Below are 18,641 nucleotides of genomic sequence, written 5' to 3'. Positions count from 1 at the left end.
TTGTATAGGTGAATCAATTTCTTAGAACAATTAGATCTTTTGTAAATGTATAGGAATTAAATAAATAGAATATTCTTTTCCTAAAATCGTATACACGAATTGGCCTTTCAAATAGCCCCAGAAAAAGTAATATAAGAGGAAAAATAAAACTTAAAATAAATATGGGATCAATCGTAAAGTGATTCTCGGCTTGATCTGGTTTTATTGAATGATGAAACTGTGGTTCATCATAGCTTTTCCAATTATGATTTTTAGTATCGTCTATAGACGATTTTTGGTCATCTTCATGATGAACCAAAGACCATTGACTTGAATCTTCAGCTTCAACAAAAATATTCAATTCATGATGATGATCAATATTTTTAGCAAAAACTGGCGCCCACGTATAAATCCCCGTCGTTGTTATAGCAAACAAAAACAGGACAAATACGAGAATAAGTTTTGATAACTTATTGGCTAGCATATGATCGAATCACTTAATGATTAGCGAAAGAATACTGAATCGAGTTTCAAATGTAAATCTTTGACTGATTAATTTCAGTAAAACAACAATTGATTATACAAAGTGAAAGCATTTTTTACTTTGCCTAATAGCTTGACCTGCTTCTTACTCAGAACACATTTTTACTTCTATACACATTTTAGATTACTTATAAAAATTTAAACTCTAAACTTAAAGATCATGCATAATAATTTTAGATAAATTGAACAGGTTAATTTTATGGACCCTTCGCCGAGTATCAACTCAAGAAAAAGCAAAATTCCTAATAGACTCATTAGAGGTACAAACTGATGGAGTTTTTGTTAGACCCTGGAATTTGGATTGGCTTATTAACGCTGATCGTTCTAGAAATTGTTCTTGGTATTGATAATCTGGTCTTTATTGCTATTTTGGCCGATAAGCTTCCTCCAGAGCAACGTGATAAAGCCCGTGTAATAGGACTTTCCCTTGCACTCTTAATGCGATTAGGCTTGTTATTTGCAATTTCTTGGTTAGTCACTTTAACAAAACCTCTGATTACAATCTTTGATTGGACATTCTCCGGACGTGATTTAATTCTTTTACTTGGTGGTTTATTCCTGCTTTATAAAGCAGTCAGTGAGCTGCATGAAAGGATGGAAGGCCATACTGAAGTTCAAGTGACTACGAATGTTGTGTATGCAAGCTTCACAGCAGTTGTTGCACAAATCGTAGTATTGGATGCGGTTTTCTCTCTTGATTCTGTTATTACTGCGATTGGGATGGTTGATAATATTTATGTGATGATGGTAGCTATGATTGTAGCTATGGTTGTTATGTTAGTTGCTTCTAAACCTTTGACTCGTTTTGTAAATCGTCATCCAACAGTAATCATCCTTTGTTTAAGTTTCTTACTCTTAATTGGTATCAGTTTGATAGCAGAAGGCTTTGGTTTCCATATTCCTAAGGGCTATATTTATGCAGGTATTGGTGTCGCGATCTTAATTGAAGCGTTTAATCAGTTCTCTCAGCGTAATGCTAGAAAGCACGAATCCAAAATTCCATTACGCCATCGTACTGCAGACTCAATTTTAAGAATGATGGGTGGAAAAATGGAAACTATCTCAGATAGTGCCCATCATGCTGAAGCCCAAGAAGCATTTGCGGATGAAGAGCGTTACATGATTGGTGGTGTATTAACACTGGCTGAACGATCTGTAGCAACGATTATGACTCCTCGCAGTCAAATCTCTTGGATAAATATTAATGAAACACCTGAGAAGATTCGTGAGCAGATACTGTCTGTTCCACACAGTTTGTTCCCAGTGTGTCGAGGTAGCTTAGATAAGGTCTTGAGTGTAGTTCGTGCTAAAGAAATATTAGAAGTACTAGATGATGAAGAACAACTTAAAACGCTTCTTAAACGCTATCGTCCAATTTTCATTTTTGAAAAAATGAAAGTTATTAATGCAATTAATACTCTAAGAACATCTAAAGGCTCATTAGTCTTAGTTAATGATGAGTTTGGGAACATACAAGGCTTAATTTCCCCTTTGGATGTGTTTGAAGCAATTGCAGGTGAGTTCCCTGATGCTGATGAACAACTTGATTTAATCGAACTGGACGATAACAGATGGAAAGCATCTGGCATGCTTGATTTGTATCAACTTGAACCGTACCGGGTTTGTCGGAGACTTTTTTATTTAAGTTAGGCCACCTGACCTAACGGATTAATCTTATCATAGTACATTGCTTCAAACTCAAAAGGCGATACATAACCCAGTGCACTGTGTACACGCTTTTTATTGAACCAATCTACCCAGTTTAATGTCGCAAGTTGTACATCTGCTAAACCTTGCCAATCTGCTTTTAAATATTCAATCACCTCTGTTTTGTATAAGCCATTCACCGTTTCAGCCAGAGCATTATCGTATGAATCACCTCTCGTACCGACTGATGCTCGTAAATTTGCTGCTTCTAAACGATTGGTATAGCGAATAGAAAGATATTGAACACCTCTATCGGAATGATGAATCACATTCTTTGGCATGCCTCGATCGTGCAATGCTTGCTCCAATGCATCGAGCACCATATCTGTATTCATCCGTGTAGATACTTTCCATCCAACAATTGCTCGTGAGAACACATCAATAACAAATGCGGTATATACCCAGCCTGAATGAGTTTGAATATAGATAAAGTCACCCACCCATAGTTGGTTTGGATGATCAGCATTAAAATTACGTTTCACTAAATCATCTGCCCGTTTTTGGTCATCTCGGTTACGGGTGGTTTGTTTATTCTTACCACGCCAAACACCTTGTATACCTAGCTTTTGCATCAATCGAGCAACTGTACAACGTGCAATAACATAACCCTCACGTTTTAATTTTTGCCAGACTTTACGTACACCATATCGACCTGAACTTTCCTTCCAAATTCGTTTAATTTGTTCAGCATGATGCTCATCATGTAGATCTCGTTTCGCTCGATGTTCTGGATTGTCAGCGAGATCTAAAGTTCGGTAATAGGTTGAAGCTGCAATCGGTAAAATCCTACAAATCGCTTCAACACCATATCGATCTTTATTGTTATGGATAAAATCCACCATTATTTGTGTGGGCGGTCGAGCTCCGCCTGGGCGAAAAAAGCGGCTGCTTTACGTAGAATTTCATTGGCACGCTTTAATTCTTTAATTTCGCGTTCCATTTGCTTCATTTTTTCTTGATCAGATATCTGTTGTACTTTAATAGGATTTTGCTGATCTAAATGCTTTTGATGCCAGGCACGAAGTGTTTCAGGAGTACAACCGATCTTAGGCGCAATTGCTGTGATTGCAGCCCAAGTAGAAGGATAATCTTTTTCAGATTCAATCAATAATTGAACCGCTCTTTCTCTGATTTCAGGGGTATATTTTAATTTTGTCATCGGGATAGTCTCTCAGAATATTGACTCTCCGACAAACCCGGTACGGTTCAACTTGAGCTTGTATCCGGATTAGATCTAGTTGAAGAAGATGCTAGCTATATCAGTGTTGCAGGACTGATTCTTGATAAATGTAATGGTGTGGTAGAAGTTGGTTCAACTCTAGATTATCAAGGAGCACACTTTGAAGTCACAGAGCTAGAAGCCAATCATATTAAAACAGTCATAATCACTATCAAGTGATCAAAGTAAAAAGCCCTCATAGATTTATGGGGGCTTTTACATTAAAGCTATTCGTTGGTTAATAACGTGATTTCAGCAGTTGTATAACCACGCTCATAAAGGATGCTGCAAATGGCTGCTCTAAGATTTTGGCAGCTAGATTTTTGAATTTTTTTGAGTAAGTCCAAATCACTATAACTACTTAAGTTAGGCTTTGTTGCACAAAGATTTCATAACTATATGATTTTAAAAGTTTTGATTATTTTTTGATCCAAAATTAAATTTATTTAAATCAGATGCTTACATATTTATGCAACAAAGCCGGTCTTCATTATAAGTTTAACTCATTTAAATATTTTTTAAAATATTTTAAAAATAATAAACTTAAATTCAATTTTAATAGCTTTAAAACATTATTAAATTATTTATCGAAAAATGATAAAAATGGTTTTTATTATCATTTAAAATTTTTGGTTAAATTGCTTTTTTTGGAAAATTTTTCTGGATTTAATATTGATAAAGAGTATGAGCTTGATTTCTTGGAACGCCCTAAATCATTTAACTCAGAATTATATTATCAAGAATACGAGGATCGGATTGACTACCCTCTTAAACCTATGATTCAACAAGGATTTTCTAAGATTAATAGTAATTTGGTTGATCAAGATGAGAGCATCACTAATGAAGAGCTTTTAAATTCAGCAATGCTAGGTTTGGTTTATGTATCAGGACTTAGACCCGTTCAATTGGCTAAGCTATCTGTTAGCGATTTAAAGCAGGATACTATCCGTAAAAGTGATAATTTTTGTCGTTATAGCATCCTTATTCCTTATGCAAAGCAAGCTCGTTATGTTCATGAAAAAATCACTATTAAGTTACCTGAAGAAGTTGCTGAAATTGTTATAGCTTACATCAAAAGATATAACCTCAATGATAATCAAAAGTTATTTGATATGGGCGACAAAGCCTCTCTGTTTTGCCAACAAGCGATTAATAAACAATTATTTGATTTTTCTCCGAAGCAATATAAAGAAGCAGTTCTATCTGGTGAGATGATTCAACAGAAATATTCTTGCTTAGATTTTAGACATCATGTTGGTTACAGCCTCGCAATAAGTGGAGCTACTGCAGAAGAAATTGCTTATATTTTAGGGCACTCATCGGTAGTAACAGCTAGACATTATATTTTTTCTACACCTGAAATGGCACGAATTAGAGCTAAGGCATTAGGAAGAAACTCTTTATATCAACAAATGATTGCCATGCTATTAACTGGTCGACTGGTCTATACCAAAGATTGGTCCCGCAAAAAAGTTTTAGGCAACATAGGGGCAGAAATTTACTACGATATTGGTGGTTGCTCCTATAAAGATAATTGTCTATTTCAACCTGTGAGGAATTGCTATGGCTGCATGTATTTCCACCCTTTTATCGATGCTGATCATGGAAAAGTTCTTCATAGTATCCAAAACGAAATCAATTCATTGATTAAATTATCTGATGGGATTGGTCTATCTAGGAATCCAGTCATTAAGATTCATGAAACTACAAAGTTTGAAATTGAATCAGTGATATTACGCTGTAATGCTTTTAAGGAGTCAGATCGTGATTTCTAAAAATTATCTTGAGTTTATAAGGGCTTTGTTGCACAAAGATTTCATAACTATATGATTTTAAAAGTTTTGATTATTTTTTGATCCAAAATTAAATTTATTTAAATCAGATGCTTACATATTTATGCAACAAAGCCGTTTATAAGTGAACAAAAAGAATATTTCTTAGAAAATATTCAACCGACGTTTAAAAATACTTGGAATGAATCAATATGGGTTGGAGGCTCTAATGGATCTGGATGGTTAATATCAAGATCAGGAAAAACATATCTAAATTTTGGGGTAATAAAAAGACTAAAAGGAATTGATGATGTTGAGATAGATGAAGAATTTCAAATCTTTATGAAATCTGTAATTGTTTTAAGTTATCGTCAATCCAATAAGAGGGCTTCGCCACAAAAATTGTATGCAGAAATGTTAGTTCTTAAACGTTGGTATAGCGCATTAGTTCAACATACTCAAAATCACCATGCATGTTCATTAACAACCAAGATTTTAAATATCGCTTTTGATTGCTTATTTGAAAACTCAAGTAAAACAAATCTTCCAGACCATGCGGGAAGTTTCATACGTATACAAAAGATGATCAATCATTATGGTTTTACAGAGTCACAGCTTGAATTTGTACATGATTTAAAGTACATCAATAAGAAAAATAGGACCCCAAATGCAAAAAAAACGAAAGCTTTAATTGAACAACTAGAGCTAGATGAAGATGATGTTGAAAGTGATAAATTGGTCTCAGTTCAAACTTTTATTAATATTGTTGCTCTTAGTCGTTTATGCCAAACAACCAGTGAAAAAATAGCACTTAATTTTCTATTATTATTGATCATTACGGGCTTTCGTTCAACTGAAGCTATATTATTAAAAAGAAATGCGCTAATAAAAAAGAAAATTATAGATCCCATTACACAAGAACACTTGAGTTTAGATGGTGTTCAGCAATATTCCATAGGAATTCGATATCATGGTGCTAAAGGTGCTGGAGAACGTATTCACTGGCTAGAGCCTACTGCTGGTAAATTAGCAGAAATAATTTTCGAGTCAGTAGAACAACTGACTAAAGAATATCGTGCACAAATTCAATATATAAAATCCAAGAAAATTATTGATTTTCTTCCATTAGAAATAGATGAAATTTCAGGAGATACAGTTGTTTTAGAAGATTTGATCGATACTATATTTAGAATGAGAAATATTAATGAATATAAACATAGAACTAATTATCGATCAATCCTATTGCCCTCAATCAAAAAAATCCAGGTTCACAAAATTGTCAAGCGTGGTAATAAGTTGGAAAATCATTATCTAAAGAAAGATATTAGTGATTACATAAAGTCTTTGACGCCCAATTTTAAATCTGATTTACCATTTGTACATATTCTTAATGGAAATGAATTTAACGAGGAAATTTTATACGAGGATTTACTTTTTCTTCATGAATACAAGTCATTGAATCTTAGTAGAAAATTTAGCCATAAATCAAATGTAATTCCATTCACCTGTACTATAATAAATAATTTCTTAGGGGGTGGTCAGAATTTATCAGTCTTTGAGAAGTATTATCTCAAGGAAAATGATACAGAATATTCAAAATTGTCTACACATATTCCAAGGCATAATATTAACACGTTTCTTGCTTTATCCGGACTATCTGAGCATCTACAAGCTTTGCTTATGGGGCGAATAGATATTAAGCAAAATCAATACTATCAACATGTAGCAATTAAACATAGAAAAATTGCAGCTACCTTGTTGGACAAGCATGAATTGATACATTTAGACCACAAAGAAAATTATCTGCATTCTAATCCTGTAGAGTCAATTAAGCATGATGGTTATATGTATTTTTCAAAAGACCTAGATTTAGATAGTAATTTAAAAATGAATTTACAATCTTTTGATAATAAACAAGAGATCTCAGAGCACATTAAAAACTCTTTTTTTGAAGATATATTTTCTGATATTGCTGAAGCTTTTAATGAATTAAGTCATTCAGATCTTTCAAAAGCAGACTCCTTAGTCGAAAGACATGCTTACTTACATCCTTTACCATTTGGAGGCTGTATGCGTGATGTTGCCGTACACGATTGCCCAAAACGTATGGCATGTCAGTCAGGTGATAAATGTGGAAATTTCACTATTACGCATAGAAAAGGAGAACTAGACAACTTAGAATCTATGATTAATAGTTTAATCGTGAATTATCATAAAACTCTTTCCATAGTCCAGCATGATAAGTCTTATACCCATATGTTAAGTGAGATAAAAAATAAAATCTCAAATTTAAATGTAATCAAAGAGAGAGCCTTGTCTATACGCAATGACTTAACACCTATTCGTATATTTGATTATATTGATGAAAGTATAAAATTACCTCGTACACTATCTGAATTATTTGCTATCGAACAGCAAAAAATTGAATCAAGTAAGGCTTAGAAAATGTTACGTGGTAAGGAATTGGATCAAGTAATAGAAAATGAACTACAACTTATGTTAGTAGAGGGTTACGATAAATCCCCTATTTCAAATAAATCTGTCCACGATAGACTTGTAGCTAAAAAACATATTTCAGGAGGTTTAAGTACTCTAAGCAACTTGAAACGTAAAAGCTTAATTAGCCGGTATATTGCTGAACAAATTTCGCCCTTAAATCTTAAAACAAAAGATCAACAATTGTTTGTAAACAGAAAAACTAGACAAGCTCTGAGTAATTCAAATAAGGATTTGCAATATCAGGTTGAAACTTTAGAAAAGCAGTTACACAAAAATACAGAATTGCTGATTAGAATCGTCGAAGAAGTAAAAGTAAAGTCTAACGTTGAGATTGAACACATTTTGGCAAGATATTTGTTTAAAAGATAAAATATTGTTTAGGGGAGTAGTTGCTTTACATCCACTTCTAATACCTTAGCTATCATATATAGCTTTTCAACAGTGAGATTCACCTCTCCACGTTCAATGCGTCCCATGTAACTACGATCAATATTACACTGTAAAGCGAGCATCTCTTGCGTTATGTCCTTCTCTACTCTCTTCTTTCGGATAATATTACCTATTTTTGAAGATATTTCTGACATTCTAATTTGTCTGTACAAAAAATAGAAATATCACTATTTGAGGATTATATACCCACGGCTTATAATCCTCTTTTTGATTTAATTTGAATTAATTTATGTTTGATTTCCAGTTACCGCTTGGTGAAGAGTTTTTAGAAATTTTAAATTTTTGCGAAATTGTCGATTGGGAGGCTAAAGACTTTTGGAGTATGCTTGAAACTCCAGGACTTGCTAATCATGAAAGAAAAAAACTGAGAAGTCAGACATATACCAGTCTTCATTTATTAAGAAAGCACGGTTATTTAGCCGTTGAACGTGCAAACTACATGAAGAAATTATTTTTATATAGTCAAACAGAAAAACTCAAAAACATAAAAAAAACATCAGTTAAAGTTGATAAAAAACATATCCTAGTTTCATTAACTGAAGAGTTAGATCTTAAAATAACAGAATTGGCATCACAAATTGAATATGCTGCAGAGCTTCTGGTTTCATTACCTGAACTTGAAAGAGAGATCCTTAATTTTAGAAATTCTTTAGAGCATCAATTGAAAAAACATCAGATTGAAACCAATACTTTACATCAGTTACTTGAGTTCATATAACGATATGATTATTTGTGTGATTCATAGTCATCATTTCAATATAATTGGTATTTACGAACAGAGAAATTCAACAACGACTCGTATGGGTTATTATTTGAAGAGACCAATGGTGCTGGCCTAGTTTGTCGGATATGTGGCAATTTTAGGCCAACGTTACGCAAATGGTTGAAACGATATTCTGAGCAAGGTATTAATAGATTAAGTGGTCATAATAATCATCCAGTAAAATCTCCAAATATTAACACTAGCACAAGTAAGTAATGCAACAGCGACCAAGCACTTGAATGATTATTAAATAAAGGATGTCTTCTTATAAAATTTGAAGGAGCTGGACATAATATCTGTTAATAATAAACTCCTATAATGATTAATAATATGATCATTAATGTATGATTGTAGTAATAATGATAAAATATTTAATCTTTATGGGGTTGAAATCTAATACAATAGAATTCTTGTGCATGAGTTCTATTTTTAAAATTAGAACTTCAGTCTCAAATTTTCGGATACTTCAGCAATTAGTTTTTCAGGAACATTTGAAGCTTTAGCTAGATCCTTCCATCCTGACACAATCTCTATAGTATGATTTAAAACCTCTAGCACATATTTAGGAGTAAATTTTCGGCTTAAAGATTCTACAGAAAGAATATCTTCTAATACATAATCTCTGCGCTTACCATTTAGTGACATCCAATGAGACTCTACCCAGATTGAACCTGGTTTATAACTAAATGCTAAGTCATAAGCAGGTGCCAACTCCCATTTCTGATCTCGAAGGATAAATGAGAAGTTTTTGGCATGATCATCGTGATTACGTGCCACAATATTGAAGATCATTCGCTTTAATAGTTGTTCAGCTTCAACTGCAGTCATTTTAAGCTCGCGAAGTACAAGAAATAGTTCTTCATAAGAAAATGATCCAGGCATCTTATAATCGACATGAGCCATTGCATTTAAAGTTTGCACATGCAGCTTTTCATTCCCGATTCTGTCATATCTTTGAGTTACGAAATGTTGTCTATCACCTTCATGCAGTAGATAACAAGGCATCATATCAATACCACAGGCAGTAGCCATTTGATAATAGACATATTCCATTGCACCATACCCTAAAGGATCACCAAATGTCTCTTTGTTGGTATTCCTCTCGGTTACACCATCAAATTTCATTAAGTAGTGTGTGTAACCCCTTGGAACATTCGCCTGCCCTGATCTGGCTTTTGTAAAATCCTCATTGAATGCTAAAACTGCTTTAGGTCTCGCTCCACCTGCACTCGTTCCTACGCTTAAGAGTGACAACATCGCTTCCTGGTCATCAGAGCCATCTGATCTTAGTTCGGCATCAAATTCGTTACGTGCCGATAAAACTTCCTGTGCAATAGCTACAAGTTCATCTATTTGAACAGATTCATTTGCATTTAATTCTCCACGAGCTTCAGCAGGTAAAAACTCTAATGCCCCCATACCACGCTTCCCTGTATAACGAAGTCGTTCAATTGGGGTAATGCTATTTGCTGCACGTCCTTTTGAAGCTAGCCAAGTATTTAAGATACGATTACCAAAATCATCTGGAAGCGAATCAGCTAGCATTCCAGGTAATCCTTTGAAAGTTTCAGGATTTAAAGCATTAAAGTTATATATGTAATTTTCCCGCAAAGGCATCGTTAAAGGCGATAACTCTATACCAGCACTAACAAATTCTGGCATATATATAAACGCGCTTTGACCTGTCGTGGGATCAAAACTTAAAGCTCCAACATCTAATTCTTTGTATACAACTTTAATTACATCAACTTTATCTACCATCCTAAATCTTCTTCTCTTCTATTTGTCTTGTCAATTTTCTTGTTCGATACTGTTTTGTTGTGTGAACCAGATGCTCTCTTTCTCATCCGACCTCTTAGCTTCAATAATTCTATAGGCGATATCTGTTGCGGTGGCATTAAGTGGTCTAATTGATCAGTGCTTTCCAAAGCAATTAAAACAGCCATCAAATCCTGAATATTACCTCGCCCTTGTTCTAAATTTTTTATAGTGTAGCGACTCACGCCTGCCGATAAGCCGACTTCTTCTTGAGTAAGATCTAAATTAAGTCGTGCTTGTTTTAGTCGATCACCTAATTCACGCCCCATCGCTTCTGGTGTTTTCAATGCTCCAAATTTCATCGCTTCACCATTTCAGAATTTTCCTAATATGAGTTTACTTTATCATTTTTAATATTTAATGTCATTAGGATGATAAAAATTATCATTAGTTCTAAAATTAACTTTATATGATTAAATATTTAGTCATTATGAATGTTAGTTATAAACTGATGTTACGCACTCGATTGAAAAAGTCTTATAATTAGTAGCATGAATAAAAATTTATTAGACCTTAATTTATGAGTTTATCAACCCAAAATATTCAAAAAATAGGGTCTTAGTTTATCTATTTAACCCTATTCTTGCTCTCATCTTAATATGCCATTTTTCGACTATTAAAGTCGTGAGCTGTCAACAAAAATTCACTCTCTGCAACACCCACTATGCCACCTTTATATCTAAACTTTTCAGCGATTCGAAGTTTACGCTCTAAATCACCAATTGATTATTTAATCATTTTGAAATTGAGCAGCCAACAATCCCCTTTCGATTTCACGAAAGCTTATGAAATTTTCTTAACGAATAACTTTTTAGTGTAAAATGAACCAACATCAATATAAAAACAATGAATAGCCACCGATTTTGTAGACACCTTTTAGTTAGATAAAATGGCTAATTAACGAGGTGCTTATGAGCAGTAAACGATACCCTGAAGAATTCAAAATTGAAGCAGTAAAACAAGTCACTGAGAAAGGTCATAGTGTGGCTGAAGTTGCTACACGTTTAGGAACCACTACACATAGTCTGTATGCTTGGATCAAACGTTATGATCCACAGCAGCCCAAGACAACAGAATCTAGTGATCCAACTACAGAATTAGCGAAATTAAAAAAAGAGCTGCAAAGGGTCACTGAAGAAAGGGACATATTAAAGTGAAAGCACTGCTTTCACGCCGCTTCGCAAGCCAGTCCAAATGAGTTACGCCTTTATTCGGGACAACCAACATATATGGTCTGTTCGTCGTTTATGTTCAACGTTAGATGTTCATCACAGTGGTTATTACGCCTGGTTAAAGAAACCTACCAGTATAACTGCGAGGAAGCGGCAACAGCTTTCAGGATTAATTAAACAGTTCTGGTTGGAATCTGGCGGAGTCTACGGTTATCGCAAGATTCATTGTGATTTGAAAGACGTTGGCGAAAGTTGCGGTATCAATCGAGTACATCGACTCATGAAGGCGAATGGTCTCAAGTCACAGCGTGGCTATCGCAAACCTAGAGCTAATGTTAGTACTCCATCGATTGTGGCTCGAAATACTTTAGACAGACAGTTTAACCCCACCCAGCCCAACCAGTTGTGGGTGACTGACATCACTTATATTCGCACTCATGAAGGATGGCTGTATCTTGCAGTAGTAATCGACCTATTCTCACGGCTAGTCGTTGGCTGGTCTATGAAGTCGAGAATCACAACAGATCTGGTTTTAGATGCTCTACTGATGGCTTTGTGGCGAAGAAGCCCAAAGAACAAAGTCCTGATTCATTCTGATCAAGGTAGCCAATACACCAGTCATGAATGGCAGACATTTCTCAAGCATCACAACCTTGAAAGCAGTATGAGCCGGCGTGGAAACTGCCATGATAATGCTGTTGCTGAGAGCTTCTTTCAGCTGTTAAAGCGAGAGAGGATCAAGAAGAAAATCTATGTGACAAGAACTGAAGCAAGGTCGGATATCTTTGAATATATAGAGATGTTCTATAACTCAAAACGCAGACATGGTTCCAATGGTCAGCGTTCTCCATTAGATTATGAAAAGGCCCATCAAAAGATGGTTATGTGTGTCTAGAATTTTGGTGGCTATTCAATTCAGGTTCTAGATGAAAATTTTAATTCTTTGGAAAAAATTTTCGAAGAAGTCTGATCAAAATACAATTTGTATTTTCATGCCCTTATTGAATATCAAAACTCTTATGTTTAATCATCAATAAGATAAACCATGTCCTAATGGCAAACTATTCAACAAAGCCTTTCGCTCACGCCATTGAGGAAGAAACTGATCCATATACATCACAAAACGCTCATTGTGGTGACGCTCGATCAAATGTGCCAACTCATGGACAAGAATAAACTCCAAGCATTCAACTGGTTTTTTGGCCAGCTCTAAATTAATCCAGATTCGTTTTGAAGATGGATTGGAACTTCCCCAACGGGTTTTCATTTTTCGGATTCCGATAAAATCAGGAGTAACTCCTATTCTTGGCATCAATGATGAATAAAGTTGATTAAGTCTTTCCTGCAATTGCTGACGATAGAAGGCTTCTATAAGCTTATTCTTGTTTTGCATGGATGTTCCAGATCGAACATACATGTCGAGCCTATTTGTATTTCCTAATTCAACTTTATGCTGCCCACTCGTCTGAATGATATTCAGTCTATATTTTCGCCCCCAAACATAATGGCACTCGCCATTTACCATTTCTCTCGCAGATTGTCGAGATTGGTTGATGAATGCGGATCGCTGCTTCTTAATCCATGGAATACGACTAATCACCGCCATTCGGATCGCAGTGTCAGTCATTGTTAAAGGTGCAGAGACACGTACACAGCCTTCTGGTGGCAAAACACTAAGATGCAGGTTTTTAATAGCCTTACGGTGAAGCTGGATTTCCAGCTCCCCAATTTGAAGCAATACCACTATTGATATTCCCTCTGAGCCATCGCCAGCTCCATTACCTTCTGGATATCAATGTCGTATCCTTGAGTCTCTTGACGCACAGCATTAGCGATTTCACGCTCTTTAAAACGATCCCCGACCCACTCCGCTTTTTTGGTATAACGAATCGCAGTGTCAATCTTAATGGCCAAGACTTCATCTTTACCAAAGTTATCAAAGATTGCTCGTTTAGCGCCGGTATCTATTGAAGATGGATAATTCGATCCCCCCTGATCAGGATAAATGACCTTACGAGCCAAATTTCGAATCTGTTCAAGGTATTCCTGGTACTCAATGGCTTTTTGTCGGCGAAATTCAATCAACTCATCCAACAATACCGACATATGTTCGTAGTATTTCGGGTTGACCGGATTCTCATCAATAATGGTTTTGCGTACATTATTTTCGATGGTTTCAGCCATGGCTTCAGGATTTCTTCGGATATCTTCCGGTAACTTGTCGATGCCATCGTTACCCTTTTCGACAATCAGCTCAATCAGGCCAATATCTTCAAAATCCATCAGCACTTCGCTGTCATCGGCACGGATATACATATCCAACAAATGCCGCATTGCAGGCTCAAAACGCTTCAGCTCAACCAAATCACCACTGGCCAATTTCACCTCATCCCGAACCTTCTCATAATGAGCAACCTCATCACGGACTTTTTCAATATCTTCCACGGAATAGCCAGCATCTGGCATTTCATTGGCAATATTGGCAAAAGCACGTAGCAATTTGGCGACATTTTGATAAAGAGTCAGACGTAGTGATTCTTTTTCACTAAGCTCATCCTGATTACTACCCGATTCGCCACAGAAGTAATGAATATAATCTTGGCTGTTACGTGGAAATTTCACAGGTTCACATAATGCTCTGACCATTTCTAATGCATTGTCTAAATCCAGTCTCGCCTGTTCTAAGCGATCCTTCAGTAACCCAGCAACGTCTTCCTTATCATAGCCATCAAAAGCCCCCTGAGTGTAATCAGAGATTGCTTTATCGATGGATCTGAATAAATCTTTATAGTCGACAATATAGCCATACTCTTTATCATCGCCATCAAGGCGATTTACACGACAAATCGCCTGAAACAGGTTATGGTCGGCCATCTGCTTATCAATATACAAATAGGTAGCCGATGGTGCGTCAAACCCTGTTAAAAGTTTATCCACCACAATCAACAAACGCATTTGTCCTGGCTCTTTGATAAAGCAGTTTTTAACTTCTTTTTCAAACTCTTCGACCCGACTCGCTGCCTGCTCTTCAGGTTGCTCGAAGTAGTCTGCTAGCATCCTACGGTAAATGTCGTACTTAAACAGCTTCTCTGTCAGTCCCTCGCCCGTTTCTTCGCCTTTGATACTCGCTGCTGTTGGCTGAAAACTGGTAACAATCGCGACTTTGCCTGCCAGATCAGTCTGACTAAACATTTCATAGGCCTTACATGCTTGATAGACGCTAGAGCACACCAACATAGCATTACCATAACCATCCATCAAACGTGGCTTGGTATCCATATCGAGTAAAATGTCGTTCACGATCTGCTGTAACCGGGATTTGCTGGAAAGCACCTTTTGCATGGTGCCCCACTTCTGTTTAAGCTGGATCTTGGCAAGCCGTGATAGCCCCCTTGTCTTTGCTTCAAACCACTCATCTACTTTTTTCTGTGAAGTAATATTCTGGTCAATATCCCTTGCTTCATAGCGCAGATCCAAGACCACGCCATCAGCAACGGCTTCATCAAATTTATAGGTATGAATATAAGAGCCAAACACCTCAATAGATTTCTTCTTATCCTTTTTCATCAAAGGCGTACCAGTAAAACCAACAAACATGGCTTCTGGTAAAATCGACTTCATTGCCTCATGTAGTTTTCCAGATTGTGTACGGTGACATTCATCAACAAACACAAACAAATCGCCCTTTGCTTTAAAATCTTTAGGCAATGACTGCTTTAACTCTTCAATAAACTCATCAGTTGCAGCATCATTTTCCGAATCAGACTGGCGACCAAATTTATGCACCAAAGAGCAAATCAACCACGGATTGGACATGTTTAAGGTTGAGACTAAATCCGCACCACTTTTCGTCCGGTAGATCTCTTCTTCTACGCCAGTGAAGACCTTTTCAATCTGTTCATCCAATTCAGTACGATCTGTCACAATCAGAACACGACTGTCTCTTACATTCTCACGTATCCATTTGGCTAACCACACCATCGTCAGGCTTTTGCCTGATCCCTGCGTATGCCAAATGATTCCACCTTCGCGTTTCGCCACATGACGTTTTGCAGCTTCAATGCCAAAGAACTGGTTATGACGGCAGGTTTTCTTAATACCCGCATCAAACACAATAAAGTCATGGATAATTTGTAAAAAACGCTGCTTGTTACAAATACGACTTAAATGAAAATCTAGTCGATGACTATAAGGATTACTAACCTCTTCTTTCCACTCTAAAAAATATTTTTCAGCAGTTTCTATCATGCCATAGCGAAGTCCCTGGGTATCATTCCCAGCCATTACTAACTGCATAGTCGTAAAGAAATTACGGATGAAATCTTTCTTCTGATTATCCAGATTCTGACGGATACCTTCAGACACTGAAACAGAGGAACGCTTCAGCTCAAGTACTCCTAAAGCGATGCCATTCACGTAGAGCACGATATCGGGACGTTTCTTATTCTCCCCCTTAATCGATACCTCTTCAGCAATCGCAAAATCATTTTCTTCTGGATTGTTCCAATCAATCAGCCATACGGTTTGATTAAGTTCACCTGCACCCTCTTTATCTTTCACACCATAGCGCAGTAAACGATAAACATCTTTGTTGGCATAATAGAGTTTCTTCCCTTCACCTAATGCGGCAGCTGCATCTAACTGACGAATCGCACGGTTGATGAGTGCATCAATCACTCCACGTTTTTTTAGCCAAGTGGTCAGGATATCAATCTCAATATTTTTATTGTTCTCTCGATCCTGCCAGTCCCCTAAATAGCGATAGCCAAGTTCTTTCTGAAAAAACTGCACAATACGATTTTGTGTAATGCGCTCGCGCTGACCTACATTACTCATTGTTATTTCCTTTTTCACTGTCCATTATTAATAAGGTCAGCATTTCTTCTTCATGTTGCTCTATTTGAGCTCCCCCCCAGGTACCATCTTTCTCAAGTAACCGGATCATGCGATACAGCTTAAGGGTATCAATCTTTTTGTCTGCAATCGAAACCGTAAAGTGTTCACGCTTGGCATTTGGCTGGTAATTACTTAACCGTGAATTTTTACTATGACTAATCAAACATAAATTACCAAAGCGATCTAAATATTCTCTCGGAAGGTAGATATGACCATCCATAGGGTGCTGAGGATAAAAATGCTCAACAGAACTACGGAACGTAAATTCAAACTGTTTAATCACTTCATCTGGTTGTTCTGAGCGCAACTGATCGCACCAGATTAAATAATCCAGGTAGTTGAATACAAAATTGTTTTCAATATTTCCGAAACTTAATTTTGAAGAATCAATTTCGCTAGGAATCACTACTTCATTATGATCAGCATATATCATCTTAAAGTAGTCTGCCCCGTCTCCTGATTTCAAGAAACGAGAGAATACAAACTGTCTGGCCAGTTTCTCCAATGCTGCTAAATACTCATTCGCATTCACATGATCTTGCCGATATAGATAGTACAAAGCCCCATTGGCACTGTTGCAAATAGAGATTTGAGTCGATGATGTTCCCTTTAAAAAGTACTTAGAGACCGAAAACCCTGTTGATTAGACACACTTCACCCTGAGGCTGACCATAATAAAATGACGATGCTTGTCCTTTACGTAGTGCACGCATGACTTCAATACCTTTAATTGTGGCATAAGCCGTCTTCATAGATTTGAATCCTAATGTGGCCCTGATGATCCGCTTTAGCTTGCCATGATCACATTCAATCACGTTATTTTTATACTTAATCTGCCTGTGCTCAAGGTCTGGTGGACATTTACCTTCCCGTTTTAACCGTGATAAAGCACGTCCATATGTGGGTGCTTTATCCGTGTTGATCACTTGTGGAATTTGCCACTTCTTCACATTATTTAAAATTTTTCCAAGAAAACAATATGCTGATTTGGTATTACGTCTAGAAGAAAGATAAAAATCAATGGTATCGCCACGTTGATCGACTGCACGATACAGATAAGACCATCGTCCATTCACTTTTACATAGGTTTCATCAATATGCCACGAGCTCAGATCTGTAGGATTACGCCAATACCAGCGTAAACGTTTTTCTATTTCAGGAGCATAACGTTGAACCCAACGGTAAATAGTCGTGTGATCAACATTCACACCCCGTTCGGCCAGCATTTCCTGCAGTTCACGATAGCTAATGCCATATTTACAATACCAGCGCACAGCCCAAAGAATGATTTCGCCCTGAAAATGCCGACCATGGAAAGGATTCATATGCTGCACCTTTAGCTAAAACAGTCTTCAGCTTACCATTCGTGGTTATTTGCAACAGTGCCGATTTTTTGAAAAAAGCATAGGTCTAGATAATCAAGCTAGATTTTTTAAAACTCCACATTGGTCAATTGTACATAAACCATCACAAGTACCTCTTAAATCAGATAGTTGTTCAATAAGCTTTTGTTGCTTGATTATATTTTCTCTGATAGCACTGACATGTAAGTCAATTAATTCATTCACCCCTGAACAATTTTTCTCAGGTTTGTCTTTATAGGTAAGTAATTGACGAATTTCATTCAAACTCATATTTAAAGTTCGGCAATTCAAAATAAATTTAATTCGCTCAACATAGCCTACATCGTAAAGGCGGTAATTTCCTTCCGTTCTTTCTGGTTCTGGAATTAAACCTTCCTTTTCATAAAACCTAATTGTTAATACTGAACATGAGGTTTTTTTAGAGAGTTCACCAATTTTTAAATGCATTGAGTTGGTATT

15 protein-coding genes, 2 pseudogenes and 1 other annotated feature are annotated in these 18,641 nt (G+C 36.3%); of the genes and pseudogenes, 7 read left to right on the top strand and 10 right to left on the bottom strand.

What is annotated here, in order from left to right; genetic code table 11:
• Positions 1-13: 13 nt before the first annotated feature.
• Positions 14-463, bottom strand: coding sequence for a hypothetical protein (locus tag AC4MC0_RS08765; RefSeq protein WP_039889607.1), 450 nt, complete (start codon positions 461-463; stop codon positions 14-16).
• A gap of 329 nt (positions 464-792) precedes the next feature.
• Between AC4MC0_RS08765 and AC4MC0_RS08760 the strand changes: the two are divergent.
• Positions 793-2,133 (top strand): annotated as a pseudogene (locus AC4MC0_RS08760) (TerC family protein); the annotation flags it as partial.
• A gap of 35 nt (positions 2,134-2,168) precedes the next feature.
• On the opposite strand, the gene AC4MC0_RS08755 reads toward AC4MC0_RS08760, so the two are convergent.
• Positions 2,169-3,388 (bottom strand): IS3 family transposase gene (locus AC4MC0_RS08755; RefSeq protein ID WP_491887494.1). Its coding sequence is split into 2 segments (ribosomal slippage): positions 2,169-3,112 and positions 3,112-3,388, totalling 1,221 coding nucleotides; the frame shifts between segments, so codons are not numbered across the junction.
• Positions 2,997-3,113: a sequence feature (AL1L pseudoknot), on the bottom strand. Its footprint overlaps the gene before it by 117 nt.
• A 48-nt stretch (positions 3,389-3,436) precedes the next feature.
• Between AC4MC0_RS08755 and AC4MC0_RS08750 the strand changes: the two are divergent.
• From AC4MC0_RS08750 to AC4MC0_RS08735, 4 genes and pseudogenes are all read left to right on the top strand, one after another.
• A pseudogene (locus AC4MC0_RS08750) lies at positions 3,437-3,628 on the top strand (HlyC/CorC family transporter associated domain-containing protein); the annotation flags it as partial.
• Positions 3,629-3,903: 275 nt separating this feature from the next.
• Positions 3,904-5,223 carry a site-specific integrase gene (locus AC4MC0_RS08745; RefSeq protein WP_491887493.1) on the top strand — a complete coding sequence of 440 codons (1,320 nt, stop codon included), beginning with the start codon at positions 3,904-3,906 and terminating at the stop codon, positions 5,221-5,223.
• A gap of 339 nt (positions 5,224-5,562) precedes the next feature.
• A complete protein-coding gene (locus tag AC4MC0_RS08740; RefSeq protein ID WP_491887492.1) occupies positions 5,563-7,662 on the top strand; it encodes a hypothetical protein in 2,100 nt (699 codons plus the stop codon).
• Positions 7,663-7,665: 3 nt separating this feature from the next.
• The gene (locus tag AC4MC0_RS08735) at positions 7,666-8,088 is read left to right on the top strand and encodes a hypothetical protein (protein WP_062035460.1); all 423 of its coding nucleotides are present in this window, start codon (positions 7,666-7,668) and stop codon (positions 8,086-8,088) included.
• Between the two features lie 8 nt (positions 8,089-8,096).
• Here AC4MC0_RS08735 and AC4MC0_RS08730 read toward each other — a convergent pair whose 3' ends face one another.
• Positions 8,097-8,303 (bottom strand): helix-turn-helix domain-containing protein, encoded by a 207-nt coding sequence (locus AC4MC0_RS08730; protein ID WP_062035458.1) that lies wholly within the window; start codon positions 8,301-8,303, stop codon positions 8,097-8,099.
• Positions 8,304-8,398: 95 nt separating this feature from the next.
• Between AC4MC0_RS08730 and AC4MC0_RS08725 the strand changes: the two genes are divergently transcribed.
• Positions 8,399-8,887, top strand: coding sequence for a hypothetical protein (locus AC4MC0_RS08725; protein ID WP_491887491.1), 489 nt, complete (start codon positions 8,399-8,401; stop codon positions 8,885-8,887).
• A gap of 480 nt (positions 8,888-9,367) precedes the next feature.
• Here the strand turns inward: AC4MC0_RS08725 and AC4MC0_RS08720 are convergent, their stop codons facing one another.
• Together AC4MC0_RS08720 and AC4MC0_RS08715 are read right to left on the bottom strand one after the other, a co-directional pair.
• A complete protein-coding gene (locus AC4MC0_RS08720; RefSeq protein ID WP_062035455.1) occupies positions 9,368-10,693 on the bottom strand; it encodes a type II toxin-antitoxin system HipA family toxin in 1,326 nt (441 codons plus the stop codon).
• Positions 10,687-11,052, bottom strand: a complete 366-nt coding sequence (locus AC4MC0_RS08715; protein WP_062035453.1) for a helix-turn-helix transcriptional regulator — start codon at positions 11,050-11,052, stop codon at positions 10,687-10,689. Before AC4MC0_RS08715 ends, AC4MC0_RS08720 begins: the two co-directional genes overlap by 7 nt.
• A gap of 609 nt (positions 11,053-11,661) precedes the next feature.
• Here AC4MC0_RS08715 and AC4MC0_RS08710 point away from each other — a divergent pair.
• A protein-coding gene (locus AC4MC0_RS08710; protein WP_394804223.1) for an IS3 family transposase occupies positions 11,662-12,817 on the top strand; the annotation gives its coding sequence in 2 pieces (ribosomal slippage) (positions 11,662-11,904 and positions 11,906-12,817; 1,155 coding nt in all).
• A 135-nt stretch (positions 12,818-12,952) separates the two neighbouring features.
• Here AC4MC0_RS08710 and AC4MC0_RS08705 read toward each other — a convergent pair.
• The 5 genes from AC4MC0_RS08705 to cadR form a co-directional block, all read right to left on the bottom strand.
• A complete protein-coding gene (locus AC4MC0_RS08705) occupies positions 12,953-13,669 on the bottom strand; it encodes a M48 family metallopeptidase (RefSeq protein WP_418655271.1) in 717 nt (238 codons plus the stop codon).
• The gene (locus AC4MC0_RS08700) at positions 13,666-16,758 is read right to left on the bottom strand and encodes a type I restriction endonuclease subunit R (RefSeq protein ID WP_335999553.1); all 3,093 of its coding nucleotides are present in this window, start codon (positions 16,756-16,758) and stop codon (positions 13,666-13,668) included. Before AC4MC0_RS08700 ends, AC4MC0_RS08705 begins: the two co-directional genes overlap by 4 nt.
• Positions 16,751-17,350: an HNH endonuclease family protein gene (locus AC4MC0_RS08695; RefSeq protein WP_062035445.1), complete on the bottom strand. Its 600-nt coding sequence runs from the start codon at positions 17,348-17,350 to the stop codon at positions 16,751-16,753. Before AC4MC0_RS08695 ends, AC4MC0_RS08700 begins: the two co-directional genes overlap by 8 nt.
• An 88-nt stretch (positions 17,351-17,438) precedes the next feature.
• Entirely contained in the window at positions 17,439-18,143 is a 705-nt protein-coding gene (locus AC4MC0_RS08690; protein WP_001067784.1) for an IS6-like element IS1006 family transposase, read from the bottom strand.
• Between the two features lie 93 nt (positions 18,144-18,236).
• Entirely contained in the window at positions 18,237-18,629 is a 393-nt protein-coding gene (gene cadR, locus AC4MC0_RS08685; RefSeq protein WP_039624321.1) for a Cd(II)/Pb(II)-responsive transcriptional regulator, read from the bottom strand.
• Between the last annotated feature and the right edge of the window lie 12 nt (positions 18,630-18,641).

This window comes from Acinetobacter sp. CAU_H_S139_7, from assembly GCF_058599305.1.
This window is presented reverse-complemented; position numbering and strand designations above follow the sequence as displayed.